Origin of the sequence: Mesorhizobium sp. CA15, from assembly GCF_020165215.1 — a bacterium.
GTDB lineage: Bacteria > Pseudomonadota > Alphaproteobacteria > Rhizobiales > Rhizobiaceae > Mesorhizobium.
Genome location: NZ_JAIUHQ010000019.1, coordinates 73,778 through 92,962, shown reverse-complemented (window position 1 = coordinate 92,962; position 19,185 = coordinate 73,778). Strand labels below are relative to the sequence as shown.

At 61.2% G+C, this 19,185-nt stretch carries 14 protein-coding genes and 1 pseudogene; 4 read left to right on the top strand and 11 right to left on the bottom strand.

Features of this window, described 5'->3' with window-relative positions:
• Positions 1-122: 122 nt before the first annotated feature.
• Positions 123-545, top strand: coding sequence for a DOPA 4,5-dioxygenase family protein (locus tag LB515_RS24365; protein WP_224709213.1), 423 nt, complete (start codon positions 123-125; stop codon positions 543-545).
• Between the two features lie 226 nt (positions 546-771).
• Here the strand turns inward: LB515_RS24365 and LB515_RS24360 are convergent, their stop codons facing one another.
• The 9 genes and pseudogenes from LB515_RS24360 to LB515_RS24325 all read right to left on the bottom strand — a co-directional run bounded on the left by LB515_RS24360 (position 772) and on the right by LB515_RS24325 (position 12,948).
• A complete protein-coding gene (locus LB515_RS24360) occupies positions 772-2,670 on the bottom strand; it encodes a hypothetical protein (protein WP_224709212.1) in 1,899 nt (632 codons plus the stop codon).
• On the bottom strand, positions 2,654-6,952 hold the full coding sequence (locus tag LB515_RS24355; RefSeq protein ID WP_224709211.1) for a hypothetical protein: 4,299 nt from the start codon (positions 6,950-6,952) through the stop codon (positions 2,654-2,656). The genes LB515_RS24360 and LB515_RS24355 overlap by 17 nt, the downstream gene beginning before the upstream one ends.
• A gap of 97 nt (positions 6,953-7,049) precedes the next feature.
• A pseudogene (locus tag LB515_RS28375) lies at positions 7,050-7,230 on the bottom strand (MoaD/ThiS family protein); the annotation flags it as partial.
• 173 nt (positions 7,231-7,403) lie between these two features.
• The gene (locus LB515_RS24350) at positions 7,404-7,766 is read right to left on the bottom strand and encodes a hypothetical protein (RefSeq protein ID WP_224709210.1); all 363 of its coding nucleotides are present in this window, start codon (positions 7,764-7,766) and stop codon (positions 7,404-7,406) included.
• Positions 7,767-7,769: 3 nt separating this feature from the next.
• Positions 7,770-7,946, bottom strand: a complete 177-nt coding sequence (locus tag LB515_RS24345; protein ID WP_224548393.1) for a hypothetical protein — start codon at positions 7,944-7,946, stop codon at positions 7,770-7,772.
• Between the two features lie 984 nt (positions 7,947-8,930).
• Positions 8,931-9,176, bottom strand: coding sequence for a MoaD/ThiS family protein (locus tag LB515_RS24340; protein WP_095768248.1), 246 nt, complete (start codon positions 9,174-9,176; stop codon positions 8,931-8,933).
• 167 nt (positions 9,177-9,343) lie between these two features.
• Positions 9,344-11,608: a xanthine dehydrogenase family protein molybdopterin-binding subunit gene (locus LB515_RS24335; protein WP_224709209.1), complete on the bottom strand. Its 2,265-nt coding sequence runs from the start codon at positions 11,606-11,608 to the stop codon at positions 9,344-9,346.
• Positions 11,609-11,611: 3 nt separating this feature from the next.
• Positions 11,612-12,088 carry a (2Fe-2S)-binding protein gene (locus tag LB515_RS24330; RefSeq protein WP_095768250.1) on the bottom strand — a complete coding sequence of 159 codons (477 nt, stop codon included), beginning with the start codon at positions 12,086-12,088 and terminating at the stop codon, positions 11,612-11,614.
• Complete coding sequence (locus LB515_RS24325) at positions 12,088-12,948, bottom strand: FAD binding domain-containing protein (protein WP_140845386.1); 861 nt, start codon at positions 12,946-12,948, stop codon at positions 12,088-12,090. Before LB515_RS24325 ends, LB515_RS24330 begins: the two co-directional genes overlap by 1 nt.
• 301 nt (positions 12,949-13,249) lie before the next feature.
• Here LB515_RS24325 and LB515_RS24320 point away from each other — a divergent pair, with 301 nt between their 5' ends.
• On the top strand, positions 13,250-14,230 hold the full coding sequence (locus tag LB515_RS24320; protein ID WP_224610370.1) for a GlxA family transcriptional regulator: 981 nt from the start codon (positions 13,250-13,252) through the stop codon (positions 14,228-14,230).
• A 33-nt stretch (positions 14,231-14,263) separates the two neighbouring features.
• On the opposite strand, the gene LB515_RS24315 is transcribed toward LB515_RS24320, so the two are convergent.
• Together LB515_RS24315 and LB515_RS24310 are read right to left on the bottom strand one after the other, a co-directional pair.
• Positions 14,264-15,034 carry a hypothetical protein gene (locus LB515_RS24315; RefSeq protein ID WP_224709208.1) on the bottom strand — a complete coding sequence of 257 codons (771 nt, stop codon included), beginning with the start codon at positions 15,032-15,034 and terminating at the stop codon, positions 14,264-14,266.
• Positions 15,035-15,091: 57 nt separating this feature from the next.
• Positions 15,092-15,973 carry a hypothetical protein gene (locus tag LB515_RS24310; RefSeq protein ID WP_224709207.1) on the bottom strand — a complete coding sequence of 294 codons (882 nt, stop codon included), beginning with the start codon at positions 15,971-15,973 and terminating at the stop codon, positions 15,092-15,094.
• Between the two features lie 556 nt (positions 15,974-16,529).
• On the opposite strand from LB515_RS24310, the gene LB515_RS24305 reads away from it, so the two are divergent.
• Together LB515_RS24305 and LB515_RS24300 are read left to right on the top strand one after the other, a co-directional pair.
• Positions 16,530-17,849 carry an aspartate aminotransferase family protein gene (locus LB515_RS24305; RefSeq protein WP_224709206.1) on the top strand — a complete coding sequence of 440 codons (1,320 nt, stop codon included), beginning with the start codon at positions 16,530-16,532 and terminating at the stop codon, positions 17,847-17,849.
• Between the two features lie 17 nt (positions 17,850-17,866).
• Positions 17,867-19,060 (top strand): NAD(P)/FAD-dependent oxidoreductase, encoded by a 1,194-nt coding sequence (locus LB515_RS24300; protein ID WP_224709205.1) that lies wholly within the window; start codon positions 17,867-17,869, stop codon positions 19,058-19,060.
• Positions 19,061-19,185 lie beyond the last annotated feature (125 nt).

Genomic DNA, 19,185 nt, shown 5'->3' with positions numbered 1-19,185 from the left:
TCCAGCCAGCATCTTGAATCACAAATCCGACCGACCGGGAATCCCTTCTGATTCAATCAAGCTATGAAACGCTCTAGAGTTCCTCACGACAGACTGGAACCATCGGGGAGGGGAGAATCGCGATGAATCAAGCCAGGCCGCACGATCCGAGACCGCTTTCGGAAATCGCCAGCTATCACGCTCACATCTATTACGGAGATGAGGCGCAGCGCCGGCACGCCGAATGGCTGCGCCAGCGCATCGGCGAGCGTTTTCGCGTGCGCCTCGGCAACTGGCGCGACGAGCCGGTCGGCCCGCACGAGCAGGCCATGTACCAGGTCTCCTTCGCCACCGAAATCTTCGCCACGCTGGTCCCCTGGCTGATGCTGAACCACGGCGGCCTGAGCATCCTCATCCACCCCAACACCACCAACCCCAAGCGCGACCACCTGATCGACCCGATCTGGATCGGCCGCGCGCTCGGCGTGCATGGCGAGGTGCTGGGCGAGGAGGACGAGGCGGAGGAGGCGCTGGAGGTGAATACGCACCCGACGCTGGGGGTGTGAGGGGGCGGGGCTCTCGTTACCTGGTAAACGATTTGTGCTCGCGCCGAACTTGGCAGCGACGCCGAAAAGCTACAGCGCCCCGGATCAGCACGCGTCGCCCAGCAAAGCCATGCCCGGGGCATGAGTGCAGGAATGGCTGCGGTAGACATAATGCTGCCCGGCGCGCCAAGCATCAGCGCGGTGCGATCAGCCCTACCGTGCGATGGGCAGTCCCGGCACTGCAGCCTCAACTCAATTTCCGAGGGTCAACAGCCAGCTTGGCACGAATGATTGCCCGTGCCCTAGAAAGAGCTGGAATTAGCCGTTCGTCTCGGCGTCCGAGTACGTCAAGTATGCTACCGATGCCGGATAGGGCTTGGCTATCATTGATCGCAAAGCACAGTTTTGTGGCCGTCGCGCCGAGTAGCTCACGGTGCTTTTGCGGGTCAGCGTGGGCCGCGCAAGCCTCTGCCATTATCATGAACAGGTCCGATGGCGCTGTTGCTGGCTCGCTATTTCTCGCCAAGAAGATACACCGGTTGATGACAGCCTCCGCAATCGGCTCGCTGCGCGAAATAGCAGAGACATGCGCGCCAAGTCCCAGGAAGGAAAGCTCATCCACCTTAGCGATCGGTTCGTCAACAGGCTGGTTGAGAATGCGCAGGACATTCGCAATGAAGCGCTGTGATGGCTGAGCCGTATTCGCGAGCGCGACTACTCCAGGGACTTCATCCAACGCCCATGCTGCCTCCAGATTGGACTCAACGTCATTGAAGACATCCATCTGGGATGAAACCAACGGATACTCTCTGAAATCGTCAAAAGGTCCAGGGAAGTACGCTGCAATGACTTTTTTTGACTCCTCAAGGCGCGCCACTGCAGCCTCAATCGCAGCAACCCACGTAGGTGGGCGTTCGGTAGCGGGGATCGTTGCAAGTGCTCCTAGCGCACGGCCAACAAGCTCCGCAAAGAGGTGGTCGGGACTGATCCATTCTGGCCTCCATCGCGGTGCATCTCGTCGATCAATCACTCCGTGCCACAAATAGGTCGAAGAGAATTTCTCCGTTGCCCAGTTCAAGAAATCTTCGGAGCTGGGTAAATCGTACAGCGCATTCGTCAATACTCCCGCGTGGGCAAGCGCTGCCAATCGAACCCAAAAAACGGGAGCATTCGACGCCCTCGCAACCCGTCGTAAATTGATGGTGCTAACTAGTGTCATTGCGCAGAAGATGTTGCAACGGTCGGTGGTTGCAATGGGATCGACCAGCAGCTTGTTTAAGAATGAGGTGCCAAGCTCGACGAATGCTGGGTCCGACTGGAGCAGCTGCCTACACAACTCGAAGCCGCACAAGAGGCTGAACGGATCATTCGCCTCAAGCAGTGACGAGATATCTGAGGAGCCAATCGAGGCCAAGATCTCAAAAGGAATTAGTGGTTGCCATAGCGCGGCAAATGCTATTCGCCGCAATGCTCGTTTAGGCTGCCGTTCTACTAGGCTCTTACGCGCTGTGGCGAGTTCGGACCTGTTGAATGTTTCCAGGTCCCTTGAGTCGCTAAGCGGCGCGATAAGTCGCCCGAAGTAGTCCGGTTCATCTGGCATGAGGGAATCGACATCCAACTCCTGCGCGGCCCGCAACTGCGTCTTGATCGCCTCAGGGGTAGCGGCTAATGCCGTCTTAAGTGTCACGTATTCGCGGTCGGTGAGCGCTCTTTCGCCCGCAATCGCCAGCCACTTCTCCTCTTCGTCGCCCCGAAGAGGCTTTGCTGCGAAGACACGCGTCAGCGCTTTGATGCGGGTGTCGCGTTCGTCGCTCAGAAGATCGGCGTCGGAAAAAGCGAATCCTTTCTGATCTATCACAAGTGTGGCTTGTCCTTCGTCGCCCATACCCAACTCCGCGCGGATATCCGGGCCGCTCTGAGTTTTCAGGAAAGCCGATTTTTTGCCCGCAATGGCCCCTCGCAGTGCTTGGTGCAAGCTGTCGGAAGTTACCGAGCTAACATCGTTAAGTGGGAACCAGAATTGGGGCTCGATTCCAAAATTCGCGCAAAAACCTTCATCCAACAGAAGCTTGCTGCGCACTTCTGATGGGAGAGGGTTGACCAGAAGCGCAAACCGCAGGTCAATCGCGTCACGGCTCATCTTCATCGACCTCTGCTAACCTAACAAGGTGCGCCTTCAGGAAATCGAGGACTTCATCCCAGATTTCAGGATGATTGTGTCGCAACGGCTCAATGAGTGCTTTGTCGAGCCATTCGAAATATCGGCGCCGTCTCTGGCGTGTCCCAGAGACGAAAATCATCATGAGCCCGGATTGGACTGCGAGCTGTTGCCGGGAAGCGGCCCAGGCCAGCTCATTCCCAGGTTCCACGCACCATTCCAAAGGATCGGGCAAGAATGAGATGAGCCAGTTGGCACACGCTTCCGCCCGGTCAATGTCATCCGCTTTACTCCAAATCTCCCTGATGGCGGAGCAGGCTGCGAACCGGGCACTGATAAGCCACAGGACCTCCTCAGGGACAAAAGCACTGTTTATTTGGGGCAGCGTCAGACTTTTCGACAGCGCCTTTAGCTCGGGCGTTTCAGCTATCTTCCCATCAACGACTGCAGGAGCGGCGGCAAGGTGATGCAGCAGTTCGTCCGCTTCAAATGGAACGGCATAGTACCCAGCTTCCCTCAGTCTATGGCGGCTGCGCCAGTAAACTTGAGCGTCAATTCGGCCGCTGTCCTTCAAAGCTGCGAGAATGTCGAGCGTTGAGGCCGAGTATGCACTGCGTTTGGAACTGTCTACCCAAGCCGGACGTTTGTTGAGACACCGATCATCAGAAAGCACAACCTCGATTTGTGAAAGGTCGGCCACGAGGTCCAAAGTTGGTGAGGAGTCGAAGGTCTCGTCCCTTTCGTGCTCTTCATCATTCCCGTTGTCGATTCTGTGCCGAGCCGAGAAGGTGAGCCGCCCTGCTTCCACGCCTGTGCTGACATTTGCCCGAATCCTTTCGATAGCGCTAAGCAAGTCATCTACGTGCTTGCCATGCTGTAGAGTTTCCCTTGTTCTCGTGTCCAAGTCGACATGAACAAACACCGCCTTAACTGATCGGGTCAAAACATCTAGCAACCCTACATAATCGAGGTACACAACGGCCAAGTCATCTAGATAAAGCGTCGATTGGGGAGTGATTGTTTGTGGAGTCTCCCAACCAACATCTACGTGGGTGAGGTAGGCCTCCGCAGCTCTCTTCGTTTCCGCGTCTAGGTTGCCGGAGCCAGACAAGAAGGAAAGAACCGATAACGTATCTGTCAGGACGCTGCGGTGGGAAGTCATGTCAGCCGTATCCTCAAGAAACGTGCCAAGTTTCGCGACGGGTGCACTTCTGACGACCAAACCCCCATCACGTTGCGCCACAGAGAGCAGCGCGGCAAGGTCGCGACCGATCTCCTTTGCGGCCGCACGATCCCCGTTGCTATCGGCAACAACCGTCACGCGTCCCGATGCGATAAGAGCTTGAATCCGCCGCGCTTTCGCCATTTCCGACGGCTGTTGGACTTTGAGAAACTGCCTATCTATGAACAGCATGCTCAGCGTTTTGGGCGCTATGATAGGCCGGTGTACGAATGCCAGCGCCTCCTCTGCCAACCCGAGATAGTCGAGTGTTATCAATGCGGTGATGTCAAAGGCCACAGTCTTTGCCAGTGTGAGATCGTAGCGAGGGCGCGAGCCTGAGAAGGCAAAGACCGGATAGTTGATACGCAAATCGTATGGATCAGAGTTACGAAGAGCCTGCCCTAGGGTCAGGTCGAGTAACTGGCGGCGAACACCCTTTGCGGCAATAAACAGTGGTATTTCTGCATGCCGCACCAATTGATCGATTTTTTCGGTGTGCTCCTCCCAACCCGGCGCTCTATCGATCACCTCCTTGATCGACATACGCTGCACCGGACCTTCGCTACCGGAATGATCAACGGCCTTCTGAAACCATTCTCGGGGTTTCGATCCTTTGTATTCTTCGCCGCGTCCCGTTGCCAGCAGGTACGCTGCGAGGTTGACCTGGGGATCATCGGGAGCCTTGCGAAGCGCTTCATCACGAAAATGGTCGACGTAAGGGCTGCCAGCCTCCAAAGCTAAGCGAGCAAGGCGGAGAAGGTCATGTGTCGGAAGCGCATCCGCGCGAGAAGCTTCCTGTGCTAGGATAGCCTGTAAGTTGCCCCAATCGCCGGTCTCGATAGCGGTGTTGATCGCGAGTTCTCGATCGCCTGCGACCTTCCGTCTTGTCAGAAGCTCGCGTGCAATCGTCCGAGCCTCGACAATCGACCCTAGCTGGAAGAGCGACCAGCCCTTGATTGCAGCGTACTCGTCGTCCAGAGCAAAAAGGTCTGGCAACTCTTCGGCAATCGCGACCACTTCAGCATATCGTTCGCTCCTGAAAAGAGATTTGATTGCGAGGTCGAAATCCTCCTGCGACTTAGTTTCTTTCGCTAGAATCGGCGCGTATTCAGCCAATAGCTTGGCCTCGCCCCGGACTCGGATAGCTGCTAGCAAAAATCGCAAGTTGGGCAGAGATTTCGATTCAGCATAGCGATGTCGCAAGCTCTCAACCTCGTCCCCCTTCTCTATGTGATCAACAAGTTCCTCAAGATCGCGTGCCTGATCGCCGTTTAGATGTGGTCCTCGATGCAATGCGATTAGGCGGCGTGCATCGTCCAGAGAGCCTGTGCGGGCAAAAATCTCGATCTCGATTGCGGCGAGCGCGCTCCTTACCAAATCGGTCTGTGCAAAAAGATCGTCGTGATGTTTCTCAAAAAACTCACGAATCTTACGGGGGTCATGGCTGTGGTAGGCCATCAGGAAGGCCGCAAACCGTTCGTCTGCGGTCCAGCCGCCAAGCTCTTTACGCGCTAGTAAGTGGCGACTGAGGGCATCTTGATTAAAGGAAACATCATAGGCGAGCGCCAGGCGTACCCGGTGCAAAGTTTTGTTGGGATCAGAGATTTCAGCCGAGAGTTGTTTCAGGGCCTCATCCCGTGTTTGGCTTCCTTCGAGTCGAAGCCAGAGATCGAATTCTCGAAGAAGGTTTCCCAGTTCCTCAAGGCCAAGTTCGTCCGTTTGGGCGAGCAGGCTTCGAATGTCGGCGTCTGCCTCCTTTATCCTGTCCTCACCTTTGGGTCCGCTCGCGAGTCGGAGGCTTTTGGGGTCTAAGGGCAGCCCCTGGAAGAGAGCTCCCTTCTGATCAGCCGGCAGGATGGATGCAAGTGTGAGTTGGGCACGTAACAAGTGAAGCACCGGGCACTCGTGAAAATATGCCTCGGGCACTTCAGCAACGTGGTCGAACGCAGCCTCGAAATCGCTTTCATCTATTTCTGTGACTACTAAGCTTACGGCGCCGGCGGCGGTCAAATCTGCTGGCCCAATACGCTCTAAACGCACCCATTGAAGGGCCGACGCAGCTCCGAGCTGCTGAACGATAGCCGTCAACAAAGTCGAGCGCGTTTCAGGATCGCTTCGCAGCTTCAATTCGCGCAACGTCGCTGATGGATCGCCTTCGGCACCCTTCAATAATGCGTCGGTGATGAACAAGTCGCGGGTAGGATCAAGCTCCGCTGCAAAGGTCCGGTACCGTTTCGCATCAACAAGCCTGTCCGCCGTAGCATTGGCACGCGCAGCACGATCGCAGACCTCCGCCCGAATCGTGTTTGCGCCGAGCGACAGGTCTCCACTTATAACCCTGTCTGCGAGGTCAGCGAGCGCGCCTGCTACGTTCGCTATCTGGAAACCCCGTAGCTGAAGTATCTTAGACAGGCCTTCTTTCAATTCGCGATCGGCATATTTGGCTGGGAGCCGCGCTTGGGTGTCCGCGCCTAGCCTATCGATGCTCTTGGCGAGCGCTGCCACCTGCTCATGCGAAGCTTGGTTTTCTTGGCCCGCTATCAGAATATCTAGTTTGCGATTTTGCGATTCAATGCTGGGGCTAAATCCGGGGTCGAAAGCAGACTGCGCCGCTTCGTGCTGTCTAATATTCTCCTGTAGAGTATCCCAACCCCAAATCTCGATTTGAACAACCCGGCCGGAGGCTGCTTGTTCCTGCATTATGTGTTGAGCTAATTGAGTTAACCGTGTATCGTTTTTTGACGTAGAGACAATAAAGTATTCGCTCAAAGGCGGGTCGTATTCTAACGCAACTTTTATCTCGTCGGTAACTTCTTTTTTGGTTAGTTTTGCGTTTCCCGATTTTAACTTACATTGGATTCCAACAATTTTTTTAGGGTCGCAATCTCGATGCCCGACAATATCAACCCCGTCCTGGATTTGCCCTCGCGTACCAAGGCGTTCAACGTTTGGGTCTTTAAGTATCGCTTTGAAAAGTACGACGCAATTTTCCTCGAATTCGACTTCGTTCGCCGGCTTACTTATCTGGGTCGATTTATACCCTGCCATCCGGCGCGCGCCTAATAGGGGAAATTTCGTGGATAAGCGTCGGATGCAATACTACCTATGCGAGATTGCCAAGTGCGAAGGGGTCTGCGTCCCCAGCTTATCTCCTCACCAGCCGCGGCAGCAGAAATATCTCCGCCCCCTCCGGCAGCTCCTTCCCCCACGTATCCCTATAAATCGTTCCCGTCGATAGCCACCGCGATCCCGCGGTCGATCCACGGCTCCATCCCGGGATCCGCCAGCTTGCGGAACAGCTCCCTGATGTCCTTGGCCTCGATCTGGTGGCCTTAGCCTCCGGCGATGGCGCCGGGCGATGGCTTCCCCCAGCTTGGGGCCTCGCCTACGCCCTCAACCCTCATCCTCCACCACAAACGAAAGCGCGATCAGGTCGTCGACGTCGATGCCGCCATGGCCATTGTCCAGCACGTCCGCGACCTTTTGAAAGGCCAGCATGTCATCCATGCTGAGCTTGGCTTCTCTCAGCCTGTCTTGCAAGCCCGCCACTTTGGTTTCCAGGATCCTGGAAGTCTCGATCATACTTGCCTCCGTTGCTGTCCAACGCCGCGTTCCACACGCTCAGCATCAGGCACGTGAACACGACCGGCCCGATGAAAAGGCCGATCGCCACGGCCGCCGCAATGCCCATCCGCTCCGCTTTCGCGGTGATCCTTGCAAGGCCGTCATCGGCCGGGACGAGATTGGAAAGATCGCCGTGTTGGAACGCGCTGTTGTCGTTTACGGCCGTCGGGGGCATCTCCCACCGCTCTCGGAAAGGAAGCTGCTGCTCGGCAAAAGGTTCGCGGGCACTCATCCGCATAGGTCACACCCCCGAAAACGCCGCCTTGCCGTGGCGTTCGAAGAGCGCCAGCTTGGCCGAATAGCCAAGCCTGAGCTTCGTCTTGCAGGCATCGCACCGGAAGGTGCTCACCGACTTGAACCATGAACCGTTCCTGATGATCGGCCGGCGGCAATTCGGGCATTCATAGCGAAGACTCACGTCCCGCAACTCCTCGGAAATCGACATTGTCCACCTCTGTCCCCAGCCCCTGTTCTTTCTTCGGATGCCCACCACCTGGGAGCAGGTGGCGGGCGATCCAGCCAACTGACGATGAAGGGACTGATTGCTCGTCAGCGCAGCCCTAATGAGATTGCAGGGATTATGTTTCGCGCGATGGACCAATGCGCTGGCGAATGGGACCTCAGTCGGAGAGAGGGCCCATCTGTGGAACCCAACGTTCTTCGGCGCCTATCATGGGCAGGCGGGGTCTGGACTTCTCAGATCCATTCCGAACCATAGGAACATTAGCGCGCGCTAAGGGTTCTCTCAGCAAGGATCGCACACCCAGGTGGAACCATGGCCGAGTTGGCATTCGCTTTTGTGTACTATTCGGGGCTGACCGGACCCGACATGCTGGGTGCGGTCGTGTCTTTGACCGCGGGGCTTCTTCTCTACAACGTTGTGCGGGAAGACCGGCCAAACCGATAACCAGCCCGATAATCATGAGCGGCTCGAAAGCGGGTGGTGCCCGCGAGCCTGACCGAGGGGGGCACGGACTGGAGACAGGGCGCCTGCCGAACGAAGGACGCTTGGAGCAGCCGCCCGCCGGGAACATTAGCGCATGCTAATTATTAATCCTCCATAGGAGGATGTGCCATGCACAGCATTATCTATCTCATCGGCCTCGTCGTCGTCATTCTCGCCATCTTGAGCTTTTTCGGGCTTAGACGGTAAGCGCCACCCCAAGCGGCCGGCACGGTCGCCGGACATGCCGGTTTCAATTCGACAGTGCCGATATCATGGCGCCAGCCAAGGAAACCCGCGGCTGGAGGTGGCTGCGGATATCTTCGCCGGTGTCTGGGGCGCCTGCGTGCTGCAGCGGTTCTGTCGATTCGTCGCCGCCCGAAATCAAACAGCAGCGGGAACTGCGTGAGCGGCTCGACAGCCAATGGTAGGCGTCGTGACGGCCAGCCGCCGGTTCACTCACCCCCCGGCCAGCCGCGGCAGCAAGAAAATCTCCGCCCCCTCCGGCAGTTCCTTGCTCCACGTATCCCGGTAAATCGTCCCGTCGATCGCCACGGCAATTCCCCGATCGATCCACGGCTCGATCCCGGGATACTGTTCCGCCAGCTTGCGGAACAGCTCCCTTATGTCCTTGGCCTCGATCTCGTGCTTGGCCTTGCCGCCGGCGACGGCGCTGAGCGAGCCCCAGAGGGTGACCTCAACCATCACCGCCTCAAGGTGCGTCGATATTCAGGTGAGGCCGGCCTGCGAATGAAGGCTTCCTGCGCTTCCGGTGCTCACGTACGTCAAGTACGCTCCGCTCCGGTTCTCGGAAGCCATCATTCTCGGCTCGGCTTGACCTGAATCTCAACACACCTTGCCCTAGCTTGGATTCAGCCCTCCCGCTCCGCCTCCAGCGCCGCCAGGATGCGCGGCGGCGACATCGGGATGTGGGTCATGCGCACGCCGACCGCGTTCGACACCGCGTTGGCGATCGCCGCCAGCGGCGGCACGATCGAGGTCTCGCCCACGCCGCGCACGCCATAGGGGTGGTTGGGGTTGGGAATTTCCAGGATCTGCGTGTCGATCATCGGCAGGTCGGAGCAGACCGGGATGCGGTAGTCGAGAAAGCCGGCATTCTGCAGCCGCCCGTCCTTGCCGTAGATATACTCCTCGTTGAGCGCCCAGCCGATGCCTTGCGCGGCACCGCCCTGGTATTGGCCCTCGACATAGGTCGGGTGCACCGCCTTGCCGGCGTCCTGCACCACCGTATAGCGGATCACCCGGGTCGCGCCGGTCTCGGGGTCGACCTCGATGTCGCAGATATGGGTGGCGAAGGAGACGCCGGCGCCGTCGGCGACGAGCTCGCTATGGCCGGCGATCGGCCCGCCGGTCGTGCCCGACTTGGCCGCGATGTCCTTCAGCGACAGCGGCGACAGGTTGCCGTATTTCTCGCCCTTGGCGATCGCATGGCCCTTTTCCCAGGTCACGTCCTCCACCGGGATGTCCCACATCTGCGCGGCGCGATCCTTGAGAATCTTGATCGCGTTGCGGGCGGCCGAGATCGTCGCCATCGAGGAGGAGAAGGTGCCGCGGCTGCCGTCGGTCATGTCGTTGTAGCCCAGCGAGGACGTGTCGGCGACGATCGCCTTGACGTTGGAATAGTCGATGCCGAGCTCCTCCGCCGCCACCAGCGACAGCGAGGCGCGGGACCCGCCGACATCGACGGTGCCGACGGCCAGCGACACCGTGCCGTCCATGCCGATGTTCAGATCCGTGCAGGTCTGGCCGCCGAAGTTGAACCAGAAGCCGCAGGCCATGCCGCGCCCCTGGTTGGCTTTCAGCGGCGCCTTCATGTGCGGATGGCTCTTCACCGCCTCCAGCGTCGGCCCGATGCCGATCGGTCCGTAGACCGGGCCGTAGGACGAGCGCGTGCCTTCCTGCGCGGCGTTCTTGATGCGGAAGTCCACCGCATCCATGCCGAGCTCCTTGGCGAGCTCGTCCACCGCGCTTTCCACGGCAAAGGCCGCCATCGGCGCGGAGGGCGCGCGATAGGCCGCGGTCTTCGGCCGGTTGACCAGCACTTCGTAGCCGACCGTCTTGACGTTCTCGAGCTTGTAGCAGGCGAAGGCCGTCATCGCGCCGATCTCGGCCCAGGAGCCGGCATAGGGGCCGCAGCTATAGCGCAGCGTCGCTTCCGCCGCGGTGATCGTGCCGTCCTTCCTGGCGCCGATCTTGACGTCGATCGAGGTGGCGCTGGTCGGGCCCGAGGCGCGAAAAACCTCGTCGCGGGTCATCACCAGTTTTACAGGAGGGCCGGCCTTGCGCGACAGCGCCAGCGCCACCGGCTCGGCCCAGACATGGGTCTTGCCGCCGAAACCGCCGCCGATCTCCGACGAGGTGACGCGCAGCTTCGAGGCTTCGAGCCCAAGCAACTGGGCGCAATGCTGGCGATAGACGAAATGGCCCTGCGTGCAGACCCACAGATCCGCCGTGCCGTCCGGGTTGACGCTTGCAACGCAGGCATGCGGCTCGATATAGCCCTGATGCGTCTGCTCGGTCTTGAACGAGCGCTCGACGATGAAATCGGCCTCGGCGAAACCCTTGTGGACATCGCCATGGCCGAACTGGGTGCGCTTGGTGACGTTGGAGGGCTTGGCCGGCTTTTCCTCCAGGCCCTCGGTATAGACCTGATCGTTGATCAGCGGCGCATGGTGCTGGGCTGCCTCGTCGACATCGGTGACATGCGGCAGCACCTCATAGTCGACCTCGATCAGCTTTAGCGCCTGGCGGGCGGTGCGGGCGTCGATCGCCGCCACCGCGGCCACCGCATGGCCGTCATAGAGCGCCTTCTTGCGCGCCATGCAGTTGTCGAGGATGTCGTACATGGCGGCATCGCCATCGGTGAGGTCGGGCAGGTCCTTGGCCGTGATCACCGCCTTCACGCCGGCGAGCTTTTCCGCCTTCGACGTATCGATGCTTTTGATCACCGCATGCGCGTGCGGGCTGCGCAGCACGCGGCCAACCAACTGGCCAGCCATGTTGAAGTCGGCACCGTAGCGGGCGCGTCCCGTCACCTTGTCGACGCCATCGGGGCGGACCGGTCGCGTGCCGACCGAGGAGAAATTGCGTCCGGAGTAGCGCGGATCGAAGTTCATGGATTACGCTCCCTTCATCACGTTTGCCGCATCCTGGACGGCGCGCACGATCTTGTCATAGCCGGTGCAGCGGCAGAGATTGCCGGCCAGCCCGAAGCGGATTTCCTCCTCGGTGGGCGAGGGGTTCTTCTCCAGCAGGTCCTTGGCCGCGATCAGGAAGCCCGGCGTGCAGATGCCGCATTGCAAGGCCGCATGCTCCAGAAACTTCTGCTGCAGCGGATGCAGCTGGTCGCCATGCGCCATGCCTTCGATGGTCTCGACCTTGCGGCCCTCGGCTTCCGCGCCCAGCACCAGGCAGGAGCAGACCAGCCTGCCGTCGACGATGACGCTGCAGGCGCCGCAGTCGCCGGTGCCGCAGCCTTCTTTGGCGCCGGTGAGCCCCAGCCGGTCGCGCAGCACGTCGAGCAGCGTCTCGTCGGGCTGGCACAGATACTCGACGGCGTCGCCGTTGATCGTGGTTGATACAGCTATACCGGCCATTATTTGCCTCCCGCACGCTTGTAGGCGGTCGTTGCGGCTCTCTGTGCCAGCACGCCCGCGACTTTCCGTCTGAATTCGATGGTGCCGCGCTTGTCGTCGATCGGGCGGCAGGCGCCGGAGCAGATCTTCGCCAGCCGCTCCAGCGTCTCTTCGTCGAGCTTCGAGCCGACCAGCACTTGCCCGGCTTCCTCGACCAGAAGCACCGTCGGCGCTGCGGCGCCGAGCGCCACGCGGGCGGTCTTGATCGCGCCCTTCTCGTCGAGCGTCAGGTTCACGCCGGCGCTCACCACCGCGATGTCCATCTCGGTGCGCGGAATGAAGCGCAGATAGGCGTCGCCCGCATGCTCAGGCCGCTTGTCGAGCAGGATCGCCTCGATCATCTCGCCCTTGGCGAGAGACGTGCGGCCGGGTCCGGTCGGCACGGCTTCCACGGCAATCGTGCGCTTGCCCGAAGGCCCGGCGACGACTGCTTGTGCCGCGGCCGCGACCAGCGCCGGCACGCTGTCGGCGGCGGGCGAGGCGTTGCAAAGATTGCCGGTGATGGTGCAGCGGCCCTGCACCTGCTTGGAGCCGATCAGGTTGGCCGCCTCGACCACGCCCGGCCATGCCTGCTTGAGCGCCTTGTTCTCGCCCAGCACCGCGCAGGGCACGGCGGCGCCGATCCGGAAGCCGTCGGCCGTCTCGGCGATGTCGGCTAGGCCGCCGATTGCCTTGATGTCGACGATCAGCTCGGGCTCGATGAAGCCGCCCTTCATCCTCACCAAAAGGTCGCTGCCCCCGGCCAGGATCGCGGCCGGGCCTACTGCCTTGGCGAGCTCGCCAACGGCATCTTCGATTGAAAGCGGACGTATGTAACGCATCGTCTCCCCTTGGTGGTCATAATCGGATCGCCCGTTATAAAGCGTCTGGTTATAATGGCCATCCCGTTCGTGCATGTCCGGGTTGGGCCAGAGCCCTATTCCAGATGCGCCCAGAGGGCGGGCCAGGGGCAGGCAGCGCGACAGAGCCGGATGCGGCAATCGCCCAGGCGGAGCCATTCATGCGATTAACGCCACGCGCGTCGCCTATCGCTTGCGTGGCGGCGTTGGCGAAGCAGCGCCGACCGTGCGGAATGGTCGAAAATGGCTTTGAGACAAGGCAGGGGCGTCGGCTCGCAAAAACATGGCCAGGAAGTTCGCATTTCTTTTGGTGCGCGATTTCACCTTGTCGCCGCTGTCGCTGTTCATCGACACGCTGAGACTCGCCGGCGACGAGGGCGACCGCAGCCGCAGGATCGAGTTCGACTGGGAGATCGTCGGCGAGCGCGGCCTGCCGATCCGCGCCAGCTGCGGCGTCGAATTGCTGCCGACGAGAGCGATGGGCAATCCGGAGGATTTCGACAATGTCGTGGTGGTCGGCGGCCTGCTCGACACCAGCCGCAAGCTGAGTTCGGAAAAGGAGGCGTTCCTGTTGCGCGCCGCGCAGAAGGGCGTGCCGCTCACCGCGCTCTGCACCGGCAGCTTCGTGCTGGCGCGCTACGGCCTGCTCGACGGCTACAGCGCCGCGGTCAGCTGGTTCCACATCAAGGATTTTCGCGCCGAGTTCCCCGATGTGAACGCGCATGCCGACAGCCTCTATTCCGTCGACCGCGGCCGCGCCACTTGCGCCGGCGGCACGGGCGCGGCCGACCTTGCCGGCTATTTCGTCTCGCAATTCATCGGCCGGAAGGCGGCGGAGAAGGCGGCCAAGATCCTGGTGCTCGACCGCATCCGCTCCAGCCGCGACGTGCAGCCGGTCGGCGATCTTTTTCCAGCGGCCGCGAGCCGCGCGGTGAAGCGGGCGCTGCTCCTGATGGAAAGCAATCTTCAGGAGCCGATCCCGATCGCCGAGATCGCCGCCAGGCAGAACTGCTCGCGCCGCCAGCTCGAGCGGTTGTTCGGCGCCGAGCTCGGCATCGGCCCGATGGCCGCCTATCTGGCGCTCAGGGTGCACTACGCCAGGTCGCTGCTGGAAGGCAGCGACCTCGCGATCGGCGAGATCGCCTATCGCTGCGGCTTTGCCAATGCCGGCCATTTCAGCCGTGTCTTCCGCCAGCAGGCCGGCATCACGCCGACCAATCTCAGGCACCCGAACCGGGCAGCGGCGAGTGACATCGCCAGATAGCGGTCCCTGTGCACGACTTCGGCAAGCTGGTTTCTATGTCACAGCGATGACCTTCCCCGTCGCACTAAGGCGACACAGGACCTTCGCTTGTCGCACTTGGATGCCGCCTGGAAGCGCATAGTTTATTCGCACCTCGATCGGCGCCGCCAGACCGGCTTTGTGTTGGCGCATCGGACCGGCACTAACCGCGTATACGCGCACAGCACCAAGCGGCGTCGTGGCCGACATGATCGCCGCGCGGCAAGCGCTCACGATTTTGGGCGGCGTGCCTGGCTTTGCTTTCAACGATACAAGGGGCGCAAAAGGATAGCCCGCTCTAAACCGCCCGAACTCCCCGCCACCCGTGCTGGAGGGTTTGAGGATGGATGGCAGGCTGATCGCGGTTGTCGCGCTTCTGGGGGAGAAAACGGTGGGGTTGTCGGGGGGCGCGGTGTCCCCGGTGCCTGATGTTGCGGTGCCGGCATCCGTCGACACGCCGGCGCTTGCGTTGCCTGCAGCGTCACCCGTCGAAACGCTGGCGCCGATGGACCCGGTACCAGCATTCGCGGACGCGCCAAGGCTCGCCCCTCCTGCGCCTGCCGACGCGCCAACGCTGACGCCGCCTGAGCTCACCGACGCGCCAACGCTTGCGCCGCCCAAGCCGCCGACATTTGCCCCCAAGCCAGCGGAGACACCTTGTGATCCGGCGCTCACGCCAGCGCCGACGCCAATGCCGCCGACCTTGCCGCCACCGCCGACATCAAGGGCGGCCGCCGGTCCGGTAGCGGCTGCGATCATCAAGGCGACCGCCACGTATTTGCCCATTTCAGGACCCCTCCTGGGCATGCGTTCGTGCCAATCCAAATGTACTGCCGACCATCATCATGGAGGCGGGGTCGGAAGCAACGCGTCGGGGAGAGTGATTGTCGTCGCCACCAGAACCCGTTTCGGGGATCTTGGGATCTTCGCTCTGTTCTTATCCTGCAAGCCTGTTCGGCGGACAGCTTGGCCATTTTGGCTGGCAAGTGGAACCGCGGCGGAACGCAACCCGGGCGCGCGCTCCATCTGCGCTGTGCGGCGCGCACTTTGCGCCTTGACCAGGTCGATCGCCTTTCGCGCAGCGGTGAGAGCGACGGACATGTCGGTCAGCTTTTGACGCTCCTGCTCCAGCGCTGCGTTCAAGTCGGCAGATGCCTGTTTTGCAGCGTCTCTTTCCCGACGGGCGTCATCGGCATCGCTTGCGGCCGAAACCGCGCGCGTGTGTTCCAGATCCAATGCCTCGTTGACATGCTTTGCGGCAGTAACCGCCAGCTGGAGGTCCTTTAGGGCGGTGGCCCGCTCGGCCGCAGCCAGATTTGCGCGTTTCTGATCGGCCTCGCCGGCCTGGCGAGCCATGGCGAGTTCGTGCTCGAATTGTTCGACCTTATGGCGCTCTTCGGCAACCGATTGATTTGCCTCGGCCAGGGACGCTTCCACAGCGTTGCGTGCTTCGTTTGCAGAAATCAACTGTGCCTTCAAGTCTTTGATGACGCGCTGCGCCGCTTCCAGATCGAGTTTGAGGGTTCCGTTGCTTTGGTTCGCCTCTTTCAGGGCCTTTGTCTGCTCTGCGGAGGTGCTGGCCAACAGCCTTGCCTGGGCGCTTGCTGTGCGCTCGGCATCCTGACTCAGGCCCAGTTGCGCTTTTGTCGACGCCAGTTCGCCTCGCGCTGCCGCGATCTGTTGCTGGATTTCGGCGCCGTTGTCTGGGGGAGATACCGCCGCCAAGAGGAGGATGCATCCGGGAATGGCGCTCCACCTCCAGTGGCGCATGCTGAAGCGAACCCACGCCGGGCGCGGGTCATCTTCGAACTCCTCGTAGGATCCATGTATGGACGTCACTGGCCACGGTCCTCTGTCTGCCGGTATTCTTCGCGATGCTCAAGAAACAAACACGTCATAGCGGCTGTGCGTGCGCAAAATTAAGATTTTCGGTCTTGGCGGTTCGCTCCGTGTTGAACTCCATCTACAGTTTGGACAACTTGTATTTTGCGCAGTTGACGGGCTGCTTATACCAGGTACGCCTTTAGGGGCAGGATGCATCATCCAAATGGACTAGATGTCATGATTGATCGTCTCGGAGCAGAACTTCTCGATGGCGAGCTGATCAATGTCGGGCAGTCTAAGCGCGCGGTTGCTGCTGCGCAAAATGATGAGGGTCCGCGATGACCCTGGTCGGGTCGCATGACCGGTCTGGCCGATTGCGCCGGCGCGCAAACGAGCCGTAGCTTCGTGACGAGCAGCGCGCCGCTGTTTTAACAGTCGAATTCGCCTTCGGAACGCCATGCCGCATTATCCCGACGCCATGCCTGGATCGAAAACCCTGTTCGAGCGCGCCAGGAAGGTGATGCCGGGCGGCAATACGCGCACTACGGTTTTCGTCGATCCGTTTCCGATCTACGCCGCGCGCGGCGAGGGGTGCAGGGTCTGGGACGTCGACGGCAATGCCTATTACGACTGCATCAACAATTTCACCGCGATGATCCATGGCTACGCGCATCCCGATGTCACCGCGGCCGTCGTCGAGCAGCTGCCCTTCGGCACCGCTTTCGGCGCCCCGACGCTGAGCGAGATCGAGCTTGCCGAGCTGCTGGTCGAGCGGCTGCCCTCCGTCGACCAGATCCGCTTCACCAACTCCGGCACCGAGGGCGTGATGATGGCGATCAAGGCCGCGCGCGCCTTCACCGCGCGGCCGAAGATCGTCAAGATCGAAGGCGCCTATCACGGATCCTACGATTTCGCTGAAGTCAGCCTGGACTCATCGCCCGCCAATTGGGGCGATCTGCCCAGATCCACGCCCTATGCCAAGGGCACGCCGCGCGGCGTGCTGGAGGACGTGATCGCCGTGCCCTTCAACGACAGCGAGGCGCTGCGCGCCGTCTTCGCCGCCGAGGGCGACAACATCGCGGCGGTGCTGATCGACCCGATGCCCAACCGTGCCGGCCTCATCCCGGCGCGTCGTGACTATCTTCAGGCCATGGTCGAGACCGCCCATGCGGCGGGCGCGCTGGTGATCTTCGACGAGGTCATCTCGTTTCGGCTTGGATGGTCCGGCGCGCAAGGCTTGTGGGGCATCGAGCCGGACCTGACGGCGCTCGGAAAAATCATCGGCGGCGGTTTCCCGGTGGGCGCCGTGGGCGGGCGCGCCGATGTCATGGCGGTGTTCGACCCGACCGGGGGCAAGCCGGCGCTTCCGCATGGCGGCACCTTCACCGCCAATCCGGTGACCATGCGCGCCGGCCTTGCCTCGATGCGGGCGCTGACAATAGAGAGCTTTGCTCATCTCGATCGTCTGGGCGCGTTCCTGCGCGACGGCGTCACGGCCTCATTCGAAAAGCATGGGCTCACCGGCCAATGCGTCGGCCTCGGCTCGCTGTTCAAGGTTCATTTCACGTCGCATCCCGTCACGGATTACCGCTCGATCTACCCAGGGCCGGTCGAGCACAGGAAGTTCGACACCTTCCACAAGGGTTTGCTTGGCCGCGGCGTCCTGTCCGCCAGCTACGGCCTGTTCGCGTTGTCGACGCCGATGACCGAGGAAGATGCCGGCGCCATGCTTCAAGCGATCGACGATACCTTGGGCGACCTCGCCGCGCAGTTGTGAAAGCAGGCGGACCACAGATGACAGCTTCTCCTCATGTCGTGGTGATCGGCGCGGGCACGCTGGGCATGTGCACGGCGCTCAACCTCGTCGAGCAGGGTGCGCGCGTGACCGTGCTTGAAGCGCACTCGATTGCCTCGGGGTCGAGCGGCCGGTCCGTCGGCGTCGTCGGATCGCAACTGACCGACCCGTTCGAGATCATGCTGCGCGTCCATTCGCTGCGCCGGTTCCGCCAATGGGAGGGCGAAGGGCTTCGCTTCAACCATATCGGCTATCTGCGGCTGGCGCGTACGACCAGTCAGATGGAGCTCTTCGCGAGATCGGTCGAGATCCAGGCCGAGGCGGGGCTGAGGTCGCGTCTCGTCCGCGCGAACGAGCTCAGGGATCTTGTTCCGCACATCAATCCTGACGGGCTCGAAGGCGGATTGTTCGGGCCCGACAACGGTTTTCTCGATCCACATGAGATGTGCAATTTCCTTGCGGGCATCGTCCGCGCCAAGGGCGGCGAAATCCGTCAGTACCGCAAGCTGGTCGGGGTGCAACGGCGCCCGGGCGGCTACACGCTGGAAACGGATGGCGGCCCGGTCGATCGCGAGCGACGACTGATCGATCGCGAGCGACGACTGATCGATTGCGATGTCGTGGTCAATGCGGGCGGCGCCTGGGCGCCGCAGGTCGCCGCGCTTTTCGGCCAGCGCCTCCACATCTGGCCCGAGCGCCACGAGGCCGTCGTCATCCATCTTGACGAGCCGCTCGGCTACACGATGCCGATGGTGATGGACCTCGTGAACGGCGAAGGCAGCGGGCTCAACTTCCGCCACGAAAAACCAGGCGAGCTGATCGCCGAAATCCACAAAGTGAATTCGATCGCGCCGGAGGACCCCGACAATTACAACGACCAGTGCGAGGAGCAGTCGAAGGTCGATCTGGCCGAGCTGCTTTTGGAACGCGTGCCCGACCTGCCGGGCGCGCGACTCGGCCGGGGGTGGGCGGGCCTTTATCCCGTCACTGCCGACCATCGCCCCTTCGTCGGACCATTCGATGCCTCGGAGCCGACGCTGATCACCGCTGCCGGCGCCGGCGGCTATGGCATCCAGCTCGCCCCTGTGATCGGCCAGATCGCGGCCGACTGGGTGCTTCAGGGTGCGCCGGTTTCGGTGCCCGGTTCGCAGAGCCTGGCGCCGTCGGCCGAGCGCAACGTCCTCGGTCACTGACCGATGCATCAAGCTGGCCCCTGACGCGTAAGATGCGAGCGTCCCCGTTAACCATGAATTAACTATCCGGTCGCCTTTAATAGGTTTCTGGAGGATACTGATTTCGGCCGCGAGCGAAGAGTTCA

Coding starts and splice junctions, on each gene's coding strand:
- LB515_RS24305 (WP_224709206.1), top strand. CDS start 16,530: ATGCCGCATTATCCCGACGCCATGCCTGGATCGAAAACCCTGTTCGAG.
- LB515_RS24360 (WP_224709212.1), bottom strand. CDS start 2,670: ATGAAGATGAGCCGTGACGCGATTGACCTGCGGTTTGCGCTTCTGGTC.
- LB515_RS24315 (WP_224709208.1), bottom strand. CDS start 15,034: ATGGGCAAATACGTGGCGGTCGCCTTGATGATCGCAGCCGCTACCGGA.
- LB515_RS24330 (WP_095768250.1), bottom strand. CDS start 12,088: ATGGCCGGTATAGCTGTATCAACCACGATCAACGGCGACGCCGTCGAG.
- LB515_RS24350 (WP_224709210.1), bottom strand. CDS start 7,766: ATGCGGATGAGTGCCCGCGAACCTTTTGCCGAGCAGCAGCTTCCTTTC.
- LB515_RS24340 (WP_095768248.1), bottom strand. CDS start 9,176: ATGGTTGAGGTCACCCTCTGGGGCTCGCTCAGCGCCGTCGCCGGCGGC.
- LB515_RS24365 (WP_224709213.1), top strand. CDS start 123: ATGAATCAAGCCAGGCCGCACGATCCGAGACCGCTTTCGGAAATCGCC.
- LB515_RS24355 (WP_224709211.1), bottom strand. CDS start 6,952: ATGGCAGGGTATAAATCGACCCAGATAAGTAAGCCGGCGAACGAAGTC.
- LB515_RS24325 (WP_140845386.1), bottom strand. CDS start 12,948: ATGCGTTACATACGTCCGCTTTCAATCGAAGATGCCGTTGGCGAGCTC.
- LB515_RS24300 (WP_224709205.1), top strand. CDS start 17,867: ATGACAGCTTCTCCTCATGTCGTGGTGATCGGCGCGGGCACGCTGGGC.
- LB515_RS24320 (WP_224610370.1), top strand. CDS start 13,250: ATGGCCAGGAAGTTCGCATTTCTTTTGGTGCGCGATTTCACCTTGTCG.
- LB515_RS24335 (WP_224709209.1), bottom strand. CDS start 11,608: ATGAACTTCGATCCGCGCTACTCCGGACGCAATTTCTCCTCGGTCGGC.